Source organism: Gaoshiqia hydrogeniformans (genome assembly GCF_049347105.1).
In the GTDB taxonomy this organism is placed as follows: Bacteria; Bacteroidota; Bacteroidia; order Bacteroidales; family Prolixibacteraceae; genus Gaoshiqia; species Gaoshiqia hydrogeniformans.
The window spans coordinates 2,356,659-2,377,591 of sequence record NZ_CP186334.1 but is presented as its reverse complement, the minus strand read 5'-3'; the positions used below and the strand labels follow the sequence as shown (position 1 = coordinate 2,377,591).

Annotated in this window: 12 protein-coding genes; all 12 read right to left on the bottom strand. The window is 46.7% G+C overall.

The features are described from left to right. Positions 1-21: 21 nt before the first annotated feature. Entirely contained in the window at positions 22-2,604 is a 2,583-nt protein-coding gene (locus tag ACOIT5_RS09490) for a GH116 family glycosyl-hydrolase (protein WP_423130227.1), read from the bottom strand. Positions 2,605-2,628: 24 nt separating this feature from the next. Further along, complete coding sequence (locus ACOIT5_RS09485) at positions 2,629-3,414, bottom strand: glycerophosphodiester phosphodiesterase family protein (protein ID WP_423130225.1); 786 nt, start codon at positions 3,412-3,414, stop codon at positions 2,629-2,631. A gap of 28 nt (positions 3,415-3,442) precedes the next feature. Beyond that, complete coding sequence (locus ACOIT5_RS09480) at positions 3,443-6,397, bottom strand: hypothetical protein (RefSeq protein ID WP_423130224.1); 2,955 nt, start codon at positions 6,395-6,397, stop codon at positions 3,443-3,445. Positions 6,398-6,443: 46 nt separating this feature from the next. Beyond that, complete coding sequence (locus ACOIT5_RS09475; protein WP_423130223.1) at positions 6,444-7,304, bottom strand: endonuclease/exonuclease/phosphatase family protein; 861 nt, start codon at positions 7,302-7,304, stop codon at positions 6,444-6,446. Between the two features lie 22 nt (positions 7,305-7,326). Further along, complete coding sequence (locus tag ACOIT5_RS09470; protein ID WP_423130222.1) at positions 7,327-9,414, bottom strand: hypothetical protein; 2,088 nt, start codon at positions 9,412-9,414, stop codon at positions 7,327-7,329. A gap of 40 nt (positions 9,415-9,454) precedes the next feature. Next, complete coding sequence (locus ACOIT5_RS09465; RefSeq protein WP_423130221.1) at positions 9,455-12,040, bottom strand: family 10 glycosylhydrolase; 2,586 nt, start codon at positions 12,038-12,040, stop codon at positions 9,455-9,457. A gap of 5 nt (positions 12,041-12,045) precedes the next feature. Then, positions 12,046-13,383 carry a DegT/DnrJ/EryC1/StrS family aminotransferase gene (locus ACOIT5_RS09460; RefSeq protein WP_423130220.1) on the bottom strand — a complete coding sequence of 446 codons (1,338 nt, stop codon included), beginning with the start codon at positions 13,381-13,383 and terminating at the stop codon, positions 12,046-12,048. 19 nt (positions 13,384-13,402) lie between these two features. Continuing rightward, positions 13,403-14,257 carry a hypothetical protein gene (locus ACOIT5_RS09455; protein WP_423130219.1) on the bottom strand — a complete coding sequence of 285 codons (855 nt, stop codon included), beginning with the start codon at positions 14,255-14,257 and terminating at the stop codon, positions 13,403-13,405. Beyond that, positions 14,238-15,095 (bottom strand): N-acetylmuramic acid 6-phosphate etherase, encoded by an 858-nt coding sequence (locus ACOIT5_RS09450; RefSeq protein WP_423130218.1) that lies wholly within the window; start codon positions 15,093-15,095, stop codon positions 14,238-14,240. The genes ACOIT5_RS09455 and ACOIT5_RS09450 overlap by 20 nt, the downstream gene beginning before the upstream one ends. A 48-nt stretch (positions 15,096-15,143) precedes the next feature. Further along, a complete protein-coding gene (locus ACOIT5_RS09445) occupies positions 15,144-16,556 on the bottom strand; it encodes a neutral/alkaline non-lysosomal ceramidase N-terminal domain-containing protein (protein ID WP_423130217.1) in 1,413 nt (470 codons plus the stop codon). 121 nt (positions 16,557-16,677) lie between these two features. Further along, the gene (locus tag ACOIT5_RS09440) at positions 16,678-19,077 is read right to left on the bottom strand and encodes a GH92 family glycosyl hydrolase (RefSeq protein ID WP_423130216.1); all 2,400 of its coding nucleotides are present in this window, start codon (positions 19,075-19,077) and stop codon (positions 16,678-16,680) included. 217 nt (positions 19,078-19,294) lie between these two features. Next, positions 19,295-20,914 carry a SusD/RagB family nutrient-binding outer membrane lipoprotein gene (locus ACOIT5_RS09435; protein ID WP_423130215.1) on the bottom strand — a complete coding sequence of 540 codons (1,620 nt, stop codon included), beginning with the start codon at positions 20,912-20,914 and terminating at the stop codon, positions 19,295-19,297. Positions 20,915-20,933: the final 19 nt, after the last annotated feature.

The window sequence follows — 20,933 nt, the reverse complement described above, 5'->3', positions numbered from 1 at the left end:
TCTCAATTATCTATTTTGGTATTAGAAACTAAAATTCATCGACTGCCCCTGTACCAGCAATTCTTCCTGCTTTAGCTCTTTCTTCCCAATCCCCTCCAATCCAAAATATTTTAACCGGACAGCGCCATGTAACACATCCAATACGGCGGTTACTTCCCGGTTGTTCTTCTGAATTTTCACAGTTCCCCAGGCCGAACCATTACTCCAGAAATACGTTCCGGGCACCGATGTAAATTCAATTAATTTATCTACCCCTGAATACCGGAACCTGGTAATAGCCAAAGGTGCAGCCCAACTGTCCATTGCCCGTGCATAATGATGACCGCATTCCGCTTCATCGAAAGGGTTGCGTTTTCGGCCATCAAAACGGTCGCGAATGTTTTTTATGCAGAGTATCCCCCGATCGGTTAGCCCTTCATACAGCATCCCAACAGCAGCTACATATTCGAATCCGGTCATCACTTCATTGTAATAAGGGAACGGATATTCAGGCCTTTCTGATGGGTAGGCAGCCATTATTAGACCAGGTTCATCATCGAAAACATACGATCGGTGATGATTGAAATGGTTCCACATGTTTTCGCGGTAATTGTATTTCATAATGCTGTTCAGCGTAGCCATAATTTTTCCCGGACTGGCCAGATAACCTAAACCGCAAACATGCGCCATGTACTGGCCCACCAATTGATCTACCAGGCAACCTTTCCCTAATTGAAAATCAGGAGTTACAAAATTCCTGCTTCCCATTCCAACTATCAATAACGGATTTACATTTTCCTTTTTCAATGGCGGTACGATTTGCTGTATGTAATATTCTCCATTGAAAAGATTTTCGTCAGTCCACCTGCTACCGTTTTCAAACAATTTGCGACAAGTTATCGCAAAACTTTTATCGCCCAGATATTTGGCCATTTCTTCGCAAGCCCTCAGCGCTCCAAGGTACCAAAGCTGCATCTGCGGATTGGGCCCAAAATACTCCACATCCATCGTGTTGTGCTGGCATCCCTCCATCACGCCGTCCTTATCACTGTCCCAACCATTTTTAATCCAGCAGAATTCCATTGCTCTTTTAACCTTAGGCCAAAGTTCCTTCAAAAAAGCATCATCGCCTGAAAGTTGCCAGTCGCGGTACATCTTCATAATTGCCCCCATTTGCCCGTCGGCGGCAGCCTTTCCTAATTTGTTTGTTTTATTTATTGGCAGCTTGGTTCGAAAACTCATTAACCCGACGCTGTCGGTCGATACCCCAAATTCAATTGCACGCATTGATCGTGACAGGTCGCCAAACAAGAAGGCAGTCGCCTGCTCGTAATTCCATACGTGGGTGCACGACCCGTAGCAAGAGCCAACCCTGTCCATGGTACCTTCCCAGCCAAACATTGTCCCATCTTCCGTCCGGAAAACAGTTTGGGAGCGAAGCGTACTCAGGTTAAACAATGCAGCTTCCTTGACCACTTCAGGTAAATCACTGCTGATAAAAGCATCGACAAAGGCAATGGTTTTTTGTTCAAGGGCGGGCATGCTGGCATGAGTCTTCATAATCACATCCCAGGCATTGCAGTATTGCGTAGTGTAGTAATTCCCGACTTTTGACTCCGACCAGGCAAAGCGGTTGGGAAAATGCCAGGTAATGTAAAATGAAACTTCCTTTATTGAGTTGGCGGGGATGTCAAAAGATAAAGCCAAAGCACCGGTTGGTTTATTGCGCTGATTATATGATGTATTTGTCAGCTTGCCATCCTGACTGAAGTCGTCCCAGAACGATAAGATTTCACTTCCCCACCCCTTTGGAGAAACAGAAGTTTTATAGCTGATCGTTCCATTCGCATCTGTTGTTAGCGCGATCGTCCCCCAAGCCGGATCGTGTATATCGACCCCTTCGGAACTCATATAAATCCCTTTTAGGACACCTTCCGTACGAAATTCATTTTTGTTTTTGTCGGCGCCATACAACACCTGCTCCCCCTTTCCATCAGGTTTCTGCTTACTTCCATCAATACCGATAAAATTGTCCATCACCCCGCATACGGATATCGCCACCAGCTGATTGGTTTTATTGGTCAAAACAAAGCGAAGGATAGCAATGGGAATTCCGCTGGCATCTGCATCTCCGGGGATCAAGGGGTTAAACGCTTTTATTTTTACATCTAACGGAACATCCGGATCGGATAAATTAACCTGGACAAAAGGATAGGCTGCATCGAAACTGGCATTCCGGAAACGGGGCAATCCGTGGTTTTCGACCGGTTGCCCATTCATGGATTCGTACTGATGGTATTCCAACGGCCCTGTCAACGATTTTACATTGGTTTTCCCATCGTTTGTCCTGGTGTATAAACAAAAGACAGGGGAAATGCTACCCGGATCGTTCCGGTTATAGCTCCCCGGATTTTGTTTTGCCGGGGTATTCATAATCTCCCACTGGCGCAGATCTCCCCTCCCTCCGATATTCACTGTTCCTGTACCAATGCCACCTATCGGTAACACAATTTTTGACAAATGCTCCTGCCCGTAATGTTTAAGTACCGGCCACTCCGTAACAGATTGTCCATTCACAGTAAAAACAATAAATACAACTATTGCAAACAATGCCCATTTTGTCATCTTCCTTTTGTTTTTTAATGAATATCAGTTTTTCATTCCATCCATTTTTTCCTTCAGGCAAGGGACACAATTCGATTCAATCCCATCAATCCCCAGACCAATAAGGCGCAACGCATCGGCGGGCTGATCAACTGTCCACGCCATCACCTTCAGTCGATACCGGTGGGCCAACTCCACCATTTCTTTATCGATATCGGTATGTTTTATATCAACCGCATCCAGACCGGCATTGGCTGCCTGCTGTATTTTTGCTTCCAACCCTGCCCTTCCGTTTATCAGCCAGTGGCATTCGTTGCCGGGGAATATTTTTTTTGCTTCGGTTATTGTTTTGAAATCAAAAGAAATCAGGGCTATTTGTTTTCCTTTTTTGCTCTTTTTTATCACTTTTTTCAGGTATGGCAGGCACTCAACGCCGCACTTCAACTCAATAATCAGTTTTCGCCCCGGAGGTACTGTGGCAATTATTTCTTCAAGAAAAGGGATTTTTTCTCCCTTGAATCCCGCTCCTTTAAACGACCCGACATCCAATGTGCGAAGTATCCGCGAATCAGTCTCCTTTACCACAAAATTCTGTCCTGACGTTTTTCTGGTGTTGTCGTCATGAATAACCATTAACCGTTTGTCCTTCGACAGGTGAATATCAATTTCTACCGCATCGGCTCCCTGTTCCCAGGCAAGGCGCACCGCAGCAAGCGTGTTTTCAGGGGCTTCCAGCGACGATCCCCGGTGAGAGCTAAATTCCGGCTGGGCGTTCAACGCCGGCGACAACAAAGACAGTAATAAAATAAGATAAGTTTTTACAGGTTGCATCGGCCTTTATTAAATATATGTTGACAAATTATCTGATATCAAGTGAAGAACCTTCACTGATTACTGTTACCTGGGCTCTCGAATTGATTCCTTCTGTCCCTTTCCCCGAAAATGAAATTTGATTTTCGCCCGGGGCCAATACCAGAACTTCGTTATCGATTCTAACCTCCATCAAAAGTTCCCCTTTCGGTCCGTACAATTTACAGTCGGATGCCGAATTCAGTTCGAGGAACATGCCCGGGTTCATGGTGACAGGAAAGGTGATTTTTTTCCCGTTGACCGTGATTTCGGGATTTTCGAGCGGAATGGGAACCATTGGCAACGCTTTTACCGGCCCTATTTTGCATTCAACGTCTTTTCCCGGGGGGAGGTTATTATACCATAACTGGAACTTTTCAATATGGTTAAAATCGACGGTATGCCTGTAGGAGTCATATACATAAAAATGGGAGTCGTCGGGCCAGCTATAATCACTGATTTTAGAGGACTCTATTTCAACAAGTTCAAAATATTTCCAGCCGGTAAAGTCAATCGTGATAAAACGGTCGCCGTGGGCGCCATGCGAAATGTGCATCGGGCTCCTTACGCTCAGGTTGAGTACCTGCCCGTTGCCATCTCCTTTCACCCAGACCCCAAGCGCCTTGTTCCTACCCAGATTGACCGCCGGGACAAACGTTTTTTCCAGATTGATATAGGAACCATCTTGTGGCGATTTGCCGGCGTTTTTTGCAGAGAATGTTCCGCTTATTTCCCCATCGGGTGTTTTTTCTTCGGAAATGCTGATTCGGCCTGCAATCCCTTCCGCACTCAATTCGCGAATAAAATCATCGGGATTCGAAAAATCGGCTAAAATAATATTGGACGAATCGTTATAAGTTTTTACCGACATCAGCAGTTCAATCCTGAGTTTTACAGGCTGTTCCCCGAATTCGTTGTTCACCGTCCATTGGGATGAAGGATGGCCAAGACCGGTAACTTTATGTTTTTGATAAGTAACCGGTTTAAAATTCCATTCCCCGTCTTCTTCCTGAAACAGGGTAAATTCTTTTCCGGGTTGCCGGAGCAGTCTTTTTACCTCTTCCCCAAAATAATCCTGCTGCCTTAACTCCTCGTATTGTTTAAGTATTTCAGCGCTGCGTTTGAAAAGCGGGATATCATCCAGTGTTTTTTTATCCACTCCGCCTAATTGCGAGAAACCGGCATTATTGCCAATCATTTTACATCCAAGGTATTCAATATCATCAAAAAAGGTAGGTTCTAGCTGAGGCGGGTTCCAGCTTTGGTTGCCCCACCACCCCAAATGAAGAGGAAGGAGTATCTGTCCGTTTTCAATACCAGCGTATTTGTCAATCAGAGGCGAATGACCGCGCCATCGGCCATGTTCCCACTCATTCGACTTTATCTCATCGTGAAGGAAAAATGCGGAAGCTTTTATCGATGCCAGATGGATATCGATGAACCGTTTATATCCCCGCACCGGCCTGTCCCATGCCTGCCAGCGCGATCGGTAATGCCACCAGTGATGAGACATGGAACTCATTTCCATTCCAACCGGACGTTTCAGATGCTTCGCAACCTCAAAAATAAACTTCGTGCCATAGTACCAGAAGTTTTCCTCTCCCCCAAGCACAGCGGCGCCATCAATGGCATCAAAATAAATCCCGTCAAATTCACAGTGGTTGACGATTTCTGCATGTCGCTGTGCCATTTCGTCGAACAATCCGGTTTCCGGTCCTGGGACAAAACGCCCAAACCTCTCGCTCAGGTGATAAGCCACTTCCCCGGCGGCATGGGATGACGGCTTCGTGCCGTTTGCCCCGCGCCTGAGCCCGGTAAATTTATAAGGGGCCGATTTTGATACCTCACTAAACCGGATCAATTCATCGCCGATCCTTAATGTGACACTGTTTTCGGTGTGAAAACCGGTAATCGTGGAGATGTTGGCTGTCGATTCTTTCACAACAATCTCATAGTTATTTTCATCAACAGGTTCAGCAAGCGTAAACGTACGAACGTATCCCAAATCTTTGCCGGGGACAGGCGTCACATATTCTGAGTTTTTGTCGATAAAAAAGGCATACGTATGGAATATATGGGAGATTCCCGCCTGGTGCAGCCGGGCGTTGATCCTTTTAAATGAATCCCATCCATCGGGCCATTTATCCTTGTTCAGGTCAAAGGTGCCGAATTCGAAAAAATCTCCGCCCCCATGGCTGTCTATCTGGGTAAATCCCATCCTCCTGCACGTTTCAATCCACTCGTCCACCGTCTCTTCCGTCAGGGTTCCGAAGTTCATCAGGTAAGAACCATATCCTTCTTTTTTCATAAGCGCACATGCGCCGCCTTCGTCGGAAAAGGGAATATCGTTGGCTTTTGTCATGACTTCACGGATAACCGGGAGGATTTTCTCCCGGGGCAAGCCCAGTAACGTTATCTCAGCTCCTTCCAGACCAAATCTTTCATAGCATGTTGCCCACAGATGGGTCTGCAAAGGGGGCAATTGCCTGACATGCGTAAACAGGTTCATGGAAAGCACACAGGCAGAAAAAGGTTCATAGGGCATTCCTTCCAGTTTTAAAGGAACATTAAGAAACGTCAGGGATTCAACATTTTCTGTCAGTGAGACAACCTTCAGCGTTAGTTGATCTCCGGCTGCCGTAACCTGAATGCCGGCCTCCGCCCCACTCTCTCCAAACTCCATGCGCAGGAGGGAATCCCCGAATACTACTTTTGACACTTCATAGCTGATTCCATTCACGGATAGGAAAGCACACTTTGTTCGGGTATCATGATCGAGATAATCCCTGCCAGTCGTCTTGTCGGTGAATTCTAAATTGGTGCCGTCAACCGACAGGACATACCTGAAAAAGTGATTCTCAAGAACGACCTGGCCGGAATCACAGCCGGAAAAGAGAAGATTTACCAGCATCAATGCAATACAATTGACGATAGGCCTTATTTTAATCATTATACTTTTCTTCATACGGTCATCTTTTAAGAATGAACTTCGGTCCATTGTCATTTTCTATTCATTCAAAACTTCTTTTTAGCGGCGTTTTCCTCGCTTTTTCGCCTTTTTCCCGGACAATGGTCAGCTCTGCCCATACCGGGCAATGGTCCGACAATGCTTTCTCCAGTTCGATGATCCCGCCAGCAGTTACCCTGATAACTTTTCCTTTCAGGAAAAGATGGTCAATCACCCCGGCATCGGGTTCTATTCCCCTTGCATCGTAAGTCCTGTTTTGTGTAACATCAATACCCAGCACATCCCAAATGGGTATGAACCCGGATGAACGCAAGGCGGAGTCGCCTTTTCCGTAAAGGCGTTCGTTAAAATCGCCCATTACAATAACCACCTCCGAAGAATCGGTTGTAAGCGCCAAGCTGTTTACAAGTGTTTGTTTGTAATGAGGGGCCGCCGGGGTATGCAATGAGTAAACCGAAATTTTTATTCCGGAAACCACTGTTATCCCTCTTACAGCGCTTGCCCCGCGGCGTCCACCCGGCGGCATCAGGTCAACCTCCAGGGTATCTGTTAAAGGTGTCCGGCTAAGTATCGATTTATATTTCCGGTCATCGTTTCCCGAACCTATTTTCCCGGTATAGCAATACCATTTTATGCCTGTATGCAAACTATCTTCAATCTGGTCGAGCGCTTTTTGTACATCTCGTTCCGATTGAAAACCCTCCTTTACCGGAACTTCCTGCAAAGCAATCAGGTCCGGGCGGTAAGTATGCAACATCCGGGCAATTTCCAACGCGCCGGCTTCTGCAAAAAACTCAATATTGTACGACACAAGACGGATTCGCCGAATGCTCCCATCCTGCTTATTTTTACAAGACAAAAACATAAACAGAAGAACTGCCACATAAATTTCTGTTTTCTTCATTTTATTCGTTTTTAAAGTGAAATTACACCCGAAACCTCAGGATTACCGGGGTCCTTAATGCAACGGAAATATTAAACCGGAGTGTACGTCCGGAGCGAATGGCATTGGCCGTTTTCCAACGGCCATCCGTTTCCAACACTTCTGTTTTAGCAGCAGCCCATTTTTCGCCCACATCCAGCGACAAAGAATCGAAGGAATCAGAGTTAAGGCTTATCACCGTAACAACAGTATAATCGCCCAAAAGAGACTGGTTGCATATTGCAAAAACATTGGGCAAATCATTCACGAAAACCGGCAAAGGCTCTTTTCCCAGCCACTCGATGGTTTGCCGGATAAGTTCCTTCTTTTTGTAATTGAACAGGGACGACGAACGGTTTCCTCCCAGTTTAAAAGCCATGACAGCGACCCGTCCTCCCAGTTTATTCTCAAACCTGATCATACCGGGGATCACGGGTTGTTCTTCAGAATTAAGAAAATCGGTAATAATTTCGGAACCGGGATAAGGCTTTAATTCATAAAACGAACCTCCTTCGGTGCCTGCAGGAGGGGCAAAAATAAGGTTATACATCAGTTTGCCATTGATGTTTTTATATTTATCCGGATCGCGTACCCCTTCAAAACAAAAATCGACACGGGTTCCCGGAACCACATCGGCCCCCAGATACTCTCCCCACCCTCTGGAAGCGAGAAGATAAGCTGCTTCCCCGTCGAGGAACACCGGTCCCGAAAGCAGCGTCCTTATTTCCTGATCATCCATTGTCTCGACCAGGTTCCCTGAAATAAGTTTCACGTTTCCGCCTGCCGAAGTGTGAGGAATGCCAAACCTGCCGGTTATCCGCACCCATTCGTTCCAGGGAATGGCAGGACGATTTTTCCTGAATGGATTGATAAGATGCCCGTCGGGCCGGTAAACAATTTCGCAACCGGTAATCCGGCATCCTTTTACTGCTTCTTTCAGGGCGGCCAAACGCTTTGTTTCTTTCTGGAAAATGTCTGCATATCCTTTTTCTTCCAACGGATTGTCGAGGTACTGCGTTGCATAAAACAAAGAATCATCCAGTTTATACGACAGGGCAATGGTTATGAGGCTCATAATTTTGGCAGCCGACATAAAAAACCGGGTATGGGGATAAGGGTCTGATTCGTGCAGGCACTCGAAACCAGCAGGCAGATGCTGCCGGCTGTATAGTGCATGAAATATGATCTCTGGTAAAGAAACCGCTTCATCCGATGAATAACTTGAGCCATAAAGCCGCACCATAGGACGGGTACTTCCGGCAAATGCCTTTGCGACTGCCTCAGTAAAATTACCGTCAAAATCGGCCATTCCCGACTGGCACAAGGAAATGCGGGTTTCAGGGGCAATGCAGTCAATCTTTTCGCGTACCAGGGCAGCCAGACCTACCAGCGAATCGCGGCTCAATTCAGCCCAGGCGTGGCGCAAAGCAATACTTTCAGGGGTCACTGTCCGGAATATTTCAATTAGTTCCTCCCTCGAATAATCTTTGTTTTGTCTTTTTGAAAATTCAGCCAGATGATGAGGACAAAAACAGCCAAATTTTATATGCGGCGGATGCCAGCTCAGTTCGTAATCGTCTTCAAACTGAACCATAAAAGGACGCGCTATTCGTACCACTGTGGCTACATTATCGCTAAACACTTTGCGGAACAAAGGGTCTAACGGACATGCCGACAGGTTGGAAACACTTCCGTCGATATCTGTAATATACTGAAACGACTCGTGGAAACCCGAACGCAGGGAGGGAGCGCACCACCAACCAACCTCAATATCATAAGGGGCAAGATGATCCTTCACCTCCCGCACCAATTCGCCTATTTCAACATAGATATGTTCCGACGGGAAACCTTTCACCGCCGTCTCGTCCATAGGCCCTATGAGCAAAAAACGACGTAAACCGCTGTATCTCTTCATCTCAATCATTTGACTGAGCATCTGGCTTTTCCGGTTTTTATAAAACCTGAAAGGAACGATCGGGTCAATTTCCCCGGTCGTTTCAGCGCTTAATCCGTTTGAAAATCCAAAAAACCCTTCGGCTGATATGATCATCATTCCTGCGGTGGATGTATTTATAAAATCTCTTCTTCTCATCTTCGTTTATATTTTCAATATCAGTACAAATATAACTCACTCATAACGAATTGAATAATTGTTCTGCTTTCCGTGCCGGATAGCTGTTGAGCGCCCGTCGCACCCAGGCATACCGTCCTTCCTGCAGGGCCTTTTTTATATCTCCGGACAATTTTTCAGCGCCTGTCGGCAATTCAATATTCCGGTTTTGCAGCGCGGTTATCGTTGAAACCATTTTTTCGGCTTTCCCTTCCAATTCAGCAATAACTTCAAGGGGAATTGTTGTGCCGAAGCTGTTGATTGTTGTTCCGGGCGACATACTAAATGAACGCACCTGATAAGGTTCCAGCGTTATGTCCCATATTGGTGGCACGTTCAGTTTCCGGTCATTCACCAGATCGGTGAATCCTGAAGGTTTGTTACTAAACCGGACAAGCGCCTTCACCGGATAATATTCGCGGTTCACCAGATAAAAATATCGTTTTCCTTCGTGTACCAGGGTGCGGACAGCCACCGGATCGGTGGTTGCCCCCACCGTTTCAAATTTTTGTTGCGGAAGTACCCGGTATGCTTTGGCAAACCGCTGAAGCTCTTCGGTATGGCCTGTATCGGTAAATAAACCTCCCCGCGTAATGCGCAAAGCGTCCAACTCAGCGAGCGCGTGGGCAAAGTGTTCGAGATAATGGCCCCCTCCCTGAAAATGTGGCGTGATACGAAGTTGTGAATCCCACCAGAAATTGTCCTCCGGATATTCGGCATTCGCCCGGCTTATCCCTTCAACCGACTTTCCCCAAATAACAGATAAATCTTTTACCTGCCGGTCGTCAGGAGAACAAGGGAACCATTCGTATTTGCCCCAGGCCTCGACCCATGAATCGAAAATAAAGACCCCGGGTTTTTCCTGTTTGCGAAGGACTTCCAGAGTGGTAGCATCGAGAAAATCATGATCGCGAAACGAGCAGGTTTTTTCGAGGGGCAAATCGGCCCCCGATGTTCCCCAGCCGTCACGGTCGCGTGAAGGTACCATCGAATAATCGATTTCAATGCCCGGAATGTCGTTATACAGCGCCAGATCGAAGCCGCCCTCGCGGCACAATTCGTACAACGATTTCCGGGCAAACAGGTTGTGTTCCGGCTTTCCCGGCATACCCAACCATCCCGGAATAGTGGTTTCGGTCCACAAGGTCACGGTCAGGCGTAAATCAGGACGAACGGCTACCATCAAGTCGCGCATACGGACAAACAGTTCCCTGATTTTTTCACATCGCCAAGCTATCCACTCTTCTGAATATTGTCGGGTTAAAAATGTGTATCGTTTTGAAAAACGGTCGGGCGCTTTCTGATCAACAGGAACATCAATACCTGTTTCCTTTTCAAAAAGACCAATGGTATAATCGTCGTACCCCGAACGCAGTGAAAAAAACCATGCAATCGTGGCGTGCCACATATTGATGGATATGCCTTTAAAGGCAGGGGACTTTCCATAGCGCCCCGCTATTTCCTGTATCATGCCCAACAAAGCTTTCTGCACAGTCGGGTGAAGCGGATTGAACATCGGCCCCTTGCCGAAAGTCCCTCCCCGCTCGCCATAGGCCCATTCATTCAGGGTATTATTGGTCTTTTTCTTAAAATTTATCACGTTGTATTCCATCGTCCAGTCGCGGGTCGACGACTGTACCTGGTCGTTCCACAGCATATTGTTATAAGTGTCTTTCCCAGATTTGATGGAATCGAGGTGGATGTTCATATCCTGCATCAGGCTGCCCAATCGAAGCGGCGTCAAAACAGCCTGAAATTCCAGCCCCTCCTTCTCAAACCATTTTAAAATCAAAGAAACCCAGTCTTCAGGACGAGAAGTCCACCGGTTGTATATTTTACGGTCTCGTGCAGCAACCCACCCGAAATACCCGGCAGGTTCCCTGTCGGAAGGATAAAATGGCCCATGGTACCATACAATAGGATAGGCAAGCAGATTCTGTCCGGTATGGTGCATATAGCTTATGGTTCGGTCGAGCCACTCCTGCTCGGTTAAAGCGCCCAGGCTAGCGCAGGTTCCGCACGGGTCTTCAAACTGCAACCCGAACTCACGTGTTGGGAATCTTTTTTTATCGGCCATTTTTTGAGGAAGCAGCCTGTCCAACTCGTAAATTTCAATATCGGCAACAGCCGCAGGTTCCCCGTTTCCCCAGGTCATGAAAACAATACTGCAATCAGTCCAGCGGGGCCAAAAAATTCTCCTGATTTCCTGCATTTGATGGGTAAGCGGCTGATCGACCCCGGTAAAAACGCCCATGGTCATATCATACGAAGTTCCGTCCATCATACACATAAACCTCCGTTTGTCGTCGGGATACCGGACGACCGCCAAATGGGGCTTTCCCAGGTTCTTAACCTGAAAACGGTAACCGAAACGTGATAATGGCATGGCTTCCGCTTCACGGTAGGCCCCTGTCGGTGATGACACAAGATTTATATCTCCGTAAGAAAAATAAATATCGTCCGGATAATCTTCGATGCAATTAAATGACTGGATCAATTTCATCTCCGGAACCGGCTGTTCCCGGGTACACGAAACAAAAAAGAATAAAATAACGATGAATGCCTTTTGTACCGGACAAACCGGGAACCAACACGTTATTGCAGCCATCCTCTTCATTGATATTTACTTATATCTCCGGCGAACTTTCTTATTTTGTCAACCGCTTCAGCGATTTTCTCCATATCCTGACGACTCCCGAGCAGCATATTCTGGAAGAGCCACACTGCTTCGCCCGTTAATTGCAGGTTTTTGGGACATTTGATCTGTTCAAGCCATTCGCTCATTTTCGTTTCGCCGTAAATACGCCTGTAATATTTATTGTCGGCCAGCGATTGGATGTAGCTGCTATCGGGCAACGAGCCATAGCCCGCCGAACAAGGGATACCCTCAGCCTTCAGCGCTTTAAGGAATTTTTCACGGCTCAGGCCTTTGAACTGGTCTTTGTTGTACCGGAACATATAGAGGTGAAAAGCGCCTTTTGTCACTCCGCTGTAAATCTTTGCCGGTGTTATTCCTGCTATTTGTTGCATCATTGTGTTCAGGTAAAGTGCATTTGTATGCCGGAGATTTGTCTGTTCGGTCACTCTTTGCATTTGTGCGGTTAACAGGGCTGATTGAAATTCAGTAATACGCAGGTTACTGCCACGGATGCCGGTTCCCGGTTCAATAGTGGCGGTATTGGCGCTTTGTCCCTGATGATGGAAGCTGAAACACCGTTCATAAAAAGCAGTATCGTTGGTAATCACCGCTCCGCCTTCGCCCGAGTTAAGGTTTTTGGTTGCCTGAAAGCTGAAAGCCCCGGCCAGGCCATAATTCCCGACACATTTACCTTTCCACTCGGCCAAGTGCGCCTGACAGGCATCTTCAAGCAACGGGATATTGTGTTTCGATGCAATGGCGCCAATACGGTCGAGGTCGGCAGGAAGGCCCCCGATATGAACAGGTATAATCGCTTTGGTATTGGCATTAATGTGTTTTTCTATTTCGGAAGGATCCATCTGAAAGCTCTCAATATCACTATCAGCAAAAACCGGCAATGCATAATTGAGTGTTACTACGTTATAAGTGGCAATGAAAGTGTAGGGCGGGATAATGATTTCATCGCCCGGGCCAATATCGAGGGCACCAAGCATGGTATAAAGCGCAGCTGTCCCGCTGGTAACAGCCAGAGTATGTTTCGCGCCGTACATTTCGCTATGTTCTGCTTCAAACTTTGCAGTCTTCTCGCCACCCAGGCGACCCCACTTTTTGCTGTGCAGCACCGCTGTCAGCTCCGATTCTTCGGTGTGATCATAGACGGGCCACGACAGCCAGGCGCCTTCAAACGAGCGGGGGCCTCCCAGAAGGGCGGGTTTTACTGGCGCACTGGCGCTACAGTGTATCCCGTACAGCCCTAATGCCATCCCCGCAGTGGTGGCGGTGGTTTTTCCAATAAACAGTCTTCGGTTCATGGTAATCTATTTTTTGTGGTTAGGTTTTATCTGAAGAAAGATGATACGCGACTAATCCTTCCATAGGATCAAGCAGGAACTTACCCAATTGCATATCATAGTTTTGGGCAACGCTGCCCAATAGTGTTGAGAAATGGTATCCTACCGCTCCAACACAATTAAAAGTATAGTGTTTATAATCAGGATACCGGACGACAATATTCCTAAAAAAAGTATCGAAAGCATTGTTTGCCAATTGTGAAAGATAATCGCTCTGACCAATGTGTTCCGACACAAATCTGGCAAAACCCGAACAAAACCTGTTCGGATAGGGTTTGGTATAAACAGTGTCCATTAACCTATCGGGGGTTAATTGGTATCTCTCCCAGAAAAGATCGTGGATATTTTTAGGTATATACCCTCTGATGTAGTCAGCAATAAGCTGTTTGCCAATATAGGCTCCACTTCCTTCGTCGCCCAGCATAAAACCAAGCGAATCAATATTTTGGGCCACAACTTTTCCATTGTAAAGACAACTATTCGTACCAGTGCCAAGTATAGCCGCAAACCCGGACGAATGCCCCAGTAAAGCCCTTGCCGCCGCCAGAAGGTCCATCGCAATAAAAACTTCGGCATTGGTAAAAATGGACTTCAGCAAACCGGTCATAAATTCAAATTTATCGTCTGCACACCCGGCGCCATAAAAATAAAGTTTGGCCACCTCGCCAGGCGAAAACCCTTCGGGCAACGACCGCTTCATCGAATCGGTGAAATAATCGGGCGTAATGTAGTACGGGTTGTACCCTTCGGTGATGAATTGTATTGAAACCTTCCCGTTTGCCAATACACACCAGCTTGTTTTTGTTGATCCGCCGTCAGCTATCACAATCATCACACACCTCCTGCCTGCTGTTATTAACTTGCGATTTATAATACTCGACCGAACGCTTTACATTTCCGCATTTCAGCAGTATATCGCGTGCTTTTTCGTATTCGCCAATGCCAGTCAGTTCCATAATCATCCGGACAGAACGATCGACTACCTTCTCGTTAATGAGCCTGACATTGATCATTTTATTGTCTTCGACCCTTCCCAACCGGATAAGGGTGGCCGTGCTGATCATGTCGAAAACCATTTTTTGCGAAGTACCGGCTTTCATACGGGTACTCCCGGTCACAAACTCGGGCCCAGTCACCATCTCAATCGGGTAATCGGCATATTCTGATATAGGCGATTGCGGATTATTAACAATCGAACCGGTAGCAATACCGTGGTCTTTGCATTTTTTAAGTGTTGCCAACACATAAGGAGTTGTGCCACTGGCCGAAATCCCGATTACAATGTCGTTGGCCGAAATATCTTCCTTCAGCAGTTCGTTCCACCCTTCTTCTGTATTATCTTCCCGTTCTTCAATGGCTTCGACCAAACGGTCGACACCTCCGGCTAAGATGACATTCATAAAACCGCGTTCAATGCCATACGTGTTATACAATTCAATTATATCTAAAACTGCCAGGCGGCCTCCGGTTCCACATCCCAGGTAAAACATCCGGCCCCCGCTTTTCAGCTTTTCTTCAATAGCGCTAATTAGTCTTTCCAATTGTGGCAAAACCTTTGCAATTGCCATAGCTACAGTTTGGTCTTCCTGATTGATCAAACGGATTAATTCTCCAACCGATTTTTTCTCAAGATGCCGGTGCGGAGATGGTAATTCGGTTATTTTCTTCATCATAAATAGTTCCACTCAATTTATTCATCCTACTTTTCTGAATATATCTAACTAATTACTAATTATTTTATTTGCTTTAGTTTCAATATCAGGAATATCGGTCATCCCTTCGTCTTTTGCCATGCGTACCACTTCGCGCAGTATTTGCTCCTGAATGCCGGTGTTCCATGTATTCGGCAAGCCATAAACCTTATGGGAAGACCTGCCTTCATATCCACCTTCGGCCAGCACGGTTTCAGAAGGAATATACCCCATTACATCGTTGGCATAGCCCATCACAAACAAGTTATCGCCGAATATTTTTTTTAACTGAATGGAATAATCAACCAACAGTTCGCCGCCAAGCGCGGCCATTAGCTGTCCTCCCAGGTTCCACATCTGTACCGGGTAAGGATATTCGCTGATCAGGTTTTCCCCCCGATCTATCCGTTTCAACATACTCACGGCCCAGGTTCGTTCCCACCTTTTTAACTGCGTTTTCATCGTTTCAAGTTCCATTCGCAACGGAGGGGGGTTCAGCATTAAGCTGATTTCGTTGTAGGCTGTTTGCAATTGGGGGAGCAATGGTTGCATCTCTTCGGCCAATGTCCTTTCAACGGCTGCTGCCAGCTCTTTCCCATACTGAACAGCCAAAGGCAGGCTACCCCGCGGGATGGGGTCATGGTCGGCACCGGCACCCTGAAAAAACATTGCATTTGTTCCTTTGTACATTTTCTCTATTTCCATTTGGGCAATCCCGGCATAATCGCCCGACCATTTGTAACCGAATAAAGTGGTCGGGTGACAAGCATACCCAAACACAATAGCCATTATTTTCCCTTTTTCATCGGCAACGCGTAACACCGGGACAGCATAATCGTTTGGGCCAGCCAGACTGGTTTGCCGATGCAGGGTTGATGCTTTATTATTCCGGCGGTTTACCTGAAACCTGACGGCCCCGTTTGACGAGGATAAAACTACTGACCGGGGATGTTTCATGGCTTTGGCAGCCAGTTCGATGATTTGCTGTACAAGCCAGTCGGTATAAGCAGTTGCTTCTTCCCATTGTTCAGCGTTCATCGGGTAAATGTCGGTCAGCGCATCGGTCAGCACCGGCCCTGAATGGGTGTGGGTACTGCTCAGAATAATCTGCGACCTTTCTATACCCGAAGCAGACATGATGCCCCGACAAATTTTTTCTGACATATCGCGGGTGTAACCCAATATATCAGTGGTAACCAGCAAAGCCCTGTTCGCTTGTGCATCTTCAAGGTACAACGCCTTTGCCCATAAATCGTGCAATTTCCCTTCAGCAGTCTGGGTGCGAGCGGCATACCCGGCCATCCATAAGGATGTAGTTGGTGTAATTTTTATGCGTGCCACCCCGGCTTTCCAATGGTTCTGACCGTTAACAATCAAGGGTATAAACCCAATAATGAAACAAGGAATAAGGAGGAAGGCAATATGGACAAGTTTTTTTCTCATTTTGCGTTTTGTTGATTCTTTTGATACGGAACACGTGCTGAAAAGATCAACCAAAGGTTCATTCAACACCCTGCTATTCTTCCGTTTACTAATAAAAGGAAGAGAAGCGAAAATCAGAGCATTATTCAACTCCCCACTTTTTGTTGGGCTTAGGCCCCAGCTCAATTTCCAGTATCCCTCCGGAAAAGAAAGCAGCGACAGGCAGTTTAAAACTATTATGGACTTGTCCGTTTAGTTTTGTACGCTGAATGTATACATCATCTGCACGGCCGCGTTTTACCACGATCTCAAATCGGCTTGTTTCGCCGGCTTGCTTTAGCGACGGAAATTCAATAATCGTTTTTTCGAACAAAGGGCTGGTAATCTCAAGTTCAGGCGCCTGTCCGACACATCCCTGCACATCGAACAGCCCGATTGCCATTAATACCCCCAGCGCGCCCATCATCCCCTGATCGTCGTCTCCATTATACCCGCTATATGGGTCGGCCCCCCCAAAGGTTAATTCCTTAACCTGACGTACCCAATACTGCGTTTTCCAGGGTGCGCCTGCATAGCTGAAAAGGTGGGCCAGGTGACAGGAAGGCTGGTTCTGATATTCTACCCAACATTTGCTGTATTCAGGAGAATAAAAACGATGAGGACAGGCTTTCTCAAAATTGGATTCCAGCTTTTTAACAAAGGCTTCTTTCCCTCTAACAGCAGTGATCAGCCCAGTTACATCCTGGGGAACATAAAAAGTGTAAATCGCTGAGTTTCCTTCAATAAACCCAGCTGTCGCCGAACCTTTCTGACCAGTGTTGACAGGATAAAACGGTTCCATCCATTCTCCCGACAAATGACGGGGACGGGCCCATCCGGAAACCGGATCAAAAACATTCTTCCAGTTTTCCGAACGTTTCAGAAATATTTTTGCATCTTCCTCTTTTCCTTGCTGCATGGCCATTTGGGCAAGGCACCAATCCTGCCAGGCATATTCAAGGGTCATGGCAGTCCCTCCCCGGTGCATCCCTTCTCCCCGTTGATATATCTCTACCGGAATAAACCCGTTCTTGATATACAAATCAATTCCCCCGCCTGCGGGTTCAGGCGAGGCCTCGTACCCGGCACGGTCGCGTATGCCGCCGGGAAAAGCATTCTTACGGGCGGCAGCATAGGCAAGCTCAGGCGAAAAAGTTGCCCTTCCGGTTGATAAAAGTGCGGCCAAAAGGGGTGTTGTCTGGTCACCAACCATTACGTAGGTATAATTTCCACCCCACGAACCACGGGCCATAGTCCCGGCATTGCGGTAATAATCGAGAAATGTTTCGGCCACCCAGTTACCGTATTCAGGATAAACAAGCGGCCATAAAATGTTCAGGTTCCATTGCCCTCCCCATAAACCATCGGCATCAAGAAATGGGCGAACCGGCTTTCCCGAACTATCGAGAGGAAGTTGCCGGATAACCTGCTCCGGTCCGGTCCAATCCGGATAAGTGCCATTTACATCGCTGGTCACCCGTTTGCCAATAGCCGTGTGCATCAGGTCGGTATAAAATTTCACCCGTTGATTACGCGTGCCGCCTTCAACCTGTATCCTTCCCAAATAGCTGTTCCACGCTTCGCGGGCTTCGGCAACCACCTGGTCGAAATCCCAGTGCGGCAACTCGGCATCTATATTCATTCTTGCATTTTGCATGCTCACGAAGGAAACACCTACTTTTATAAGAATGGGGTCCCCTTCTTTCAGGTTTCGGTACGTCACACAAGCCCCACTCTTTTCTCCGGCTATCAATCCGGCCTCAGCCTCAACCGGTTCATTATTTTTCCATCCGGAAAAATGGTCAAACGGCTTACTGAAACGGGCGACAAAATGCACCATATATGGCTTTTTTCTTCTGAAAGTAGGAGCCATTACAGAATAACCTTCTATTTCATCATCTGCCACCCGGCGGCACCAGGCATACGACATCAATGTAGGCCCAAGACCCGCCCCAAGGTCGAAAAGCAGATGCCCTTCGTCTGTGGCGGGAAAAGTATAACGGTGCATCCCTACACGGCAGGTCGCAGTAAGCTCAGCGGTTATCCCGTAATCGTCGAGGTACAACTTGTGATAACCTGGGCTGACGGTCTCTTTTTGGCGATCGAAGCGCGATTTACAGGCATCGAAGCCAAGATGGCCTTTACAAGGGCCTGTTACCGGCATAAGCGGGATACCGGCAGTCTGCGCATTGTGTACATGCGAAAAGTTGAGGATATATTCGTCATTATAACGATAACCTGCATCCCAAAGGGCGCCATGTTTCGTGTCGGGGCTTAAAGCTACCATTCCGAACGGAACAGAAGCCGACGCAAAATAATCGTATCGGGGGAGCTGAGTGTCAATCAGCGGATCGGCCAGGTCGACCGGGGTTTCTTCTTCCGGAGATTGAGCCAGTACAAAAGCTTCTGTTATCAGAAAAATAATGGACAAAAAAATCGTTGTAATATTCATCAGGTTTATGTCGATAGGTTCATCAATCTGCCACAATTGGAAGCATCTCAAATTATTGGGTTAGGTAAAAAGAAATCCGGGGATGAGCTGATACCTTCGGTCGTAAACGTGCAGATCTGTCACATCGTGCTGTACCATAATTTTTTTCGTTTATCAGTACCAGTTTATTGTTTCCACCGCTTTAGCAATAAATACCGGACTAATACAGAATTGGTTACTGCATTAGTCCGGAAGAACTCAATACAACGGGTCAATGAATCCCCAGGGTTTAATTTCCATTGGGGTTCACATCCCACCAGAGGGGAGTTGATTCAAGATCAGGGCCTCCGAGCATTTGGATTGCTTTGGCAATTTCTTCGGGCTGGGAGTTCTTCTCCGAATCAGGATATGGCATACGCGTTATAATCATTCCTTTGGAAAGAAGAATATTTCCGTTACCTGAATATTTTTTTGCATATAGTTTTGGCAAACGGGTTCTGCGGTATTCTGCCCAGGCTTCCATACTTTCAGGATAAATCGACAACCACTTTTGTGTGATAATCTGTTCGAATTGTTTTTCCCGGTTATCTGAATATTTGACAGGAATATCGGTCATCGGAGGATCATAATACGGATGGTTATTAGGAGCAACAGGTAGTTGTGTTGAATTGATGTAACTTGAAACAGCAGTGGCGGAAAGATCGGGCCTCCATTGCTTCAGGGAAAGTTCAATTCCTTTCTCATAAAATTCTTTCGCTGTCCCCGCTCCCATGTTCCATCCCCTCCAGACGCCTTCTGCTTTCAGAAACCAAGTCTCCGCCGCATGAAGGTAGTCGATTGGGGTAACATTCCAGTTATCATCTTTCCATCTGTCGCCTACCAACGAGTGCGCTCTGAGAAATGCCACGTAAACCGACTCGTACCCATTAGCCATACCATGATATCCCCCTGCATTTCCCTTTACCTCTTCAGGAAAACTTGCTGCAATATTAGCCGCGTCAACCCTGTTAAAGTATATGCCAACACGGGGGTCGTCATATCCTTTTAAAAGACTCTCCATCGAGGCGCTCATAATGTTCTGAAAATAGGCCCACATGTTGCTCAATCCGTTTCCCCCGCTCGTAATCAGGGTTGTTTTCAACATGGCATTGTCATCATTGGCTTCAATCATGCTGCCTTTTACAGCGGCTTCGGCTTCTTGACGGGCTTTGTCAGGATCAATATTTGAGATACGAATGGCCATCCGTAAACGGAGGGTATTGGCAAATTTGACCCATTGCTCCACTTTCCCGTCAAAAATCATGTCTGCCGAACCAAACACATTCAAATTAGGCTGATTTTTTAGTTCATTTTCAAGTATTTGAACAGCATTTGTCAGGTCCTGAAACATCATGTAGTAAATATCCTTCTGACTTTCGTACTGCGTAACCGCCTTTCCGTTTGAAGCATCTGTATAAGGTACCGGTCCCCAATAATCGGTTACACGTTGCATCACGAAACACTTCCAGATCATTGCCACTGAATATGACACCGGCTTTTTGTCCTTTGTCAGGTTCAGGATAGCGACGAGAGCAGGAAGCGCGTCGGTATAATAGGTTGCCCAGATTCGGGTAACCCAACTTGCATTGATGGTGTTTTGCTCATAAACAGTGTAAGTAGACGTAAAAAAACCTGACAGATGGTCGGAAACAACCCCTTTTCCCCTGCTGTAATTAATATTCTCGAACTGACTGCCAAGAGATTTTCCGAACAAACCACCAAGATCAAAATCTGTTACTTCCATGAGTTTACTCTTGTCCGTATTATATTCTTCAAACTTGTCGGTGCAACAGGGCAACAGCATTGTTAGCAGCAATGTAATAGACACATGCAGAAAAATACGGTGTGTATTGTTTATTTTCTTTTCCATTTCTTTAAGATTTTTTGAT

Coding starts and splice junctions, on each gene's coding strand:
- ACOIT5_RS09450 (WP_423130218.1), bottom strand. CDS start 15,095: ATGATGAAGAAAATAACCGAATTACCATCTCCGCACCGGCATCTTGAG.
- ACOIT5_RS09470 (WP_423130222.1), bottom strand. CDS start 9,414: ATGAGAAGAAGAGATTTTATAAATACATCCACCGCAGGAATGATGATC.
- ACOIT5_RS09490 (WP_423130227.1), bottom strand. CDS start 2,604: ATGACAAAATGGGCATTGTTTGCAATAGTTGTATTTATTGTTTTTACT.
- ACOIT5_RS09445 (WP_423130217.1), bottom strand. CDS start 16,556: ATGAGAAAAAAACTTGTCCATATTGCCTTCCTCCTTATTCCTTGTTTC.
- ACOIT5_RS09435 (WP_423130215.1), bottom strand. CDS start 20,914: ATGGAAAAGAAAATAAACAATACACACCGTATTTTTCTGCATGTGTCT.
- ACOIT5_RS09485 (WP_423130225.1), bottom strand. CDS start 3,414: ATGCAACCTGTAAAAACTTATCTTATTTTATTACTGTCTTTGTTGTCG.
- ACOIT5_RS09460 (WP_423130220.1), bottom strand. CDS start 13,383: ATGAACCGAAGACTGTTTATTGGAAAAACCACCGCCACCACTGCGGGG.
- ACOIT5_RS09480 (WP_423130224.1), bottom strand. CDS start 6,397: ATGAAGAAAAGTATAATGATTAAAATAAGGCCTATCGTCAATTGTATT.
- ACOIT5_RS09465 (WP_423130221.1), bottom strand. CDS start 12,040: ATGGCTGCAATAACGTGTTGGTTCCCGGTTTGTCCGGTACAAAAGGCA.
- ACOIT5_RS09475 (WP_423130223.1), bottom strand. CDS start 7,304: ATGAAGAAAACAGAAATTTATGTGGCAGTTCTTCTGTTTATGTTTTTG.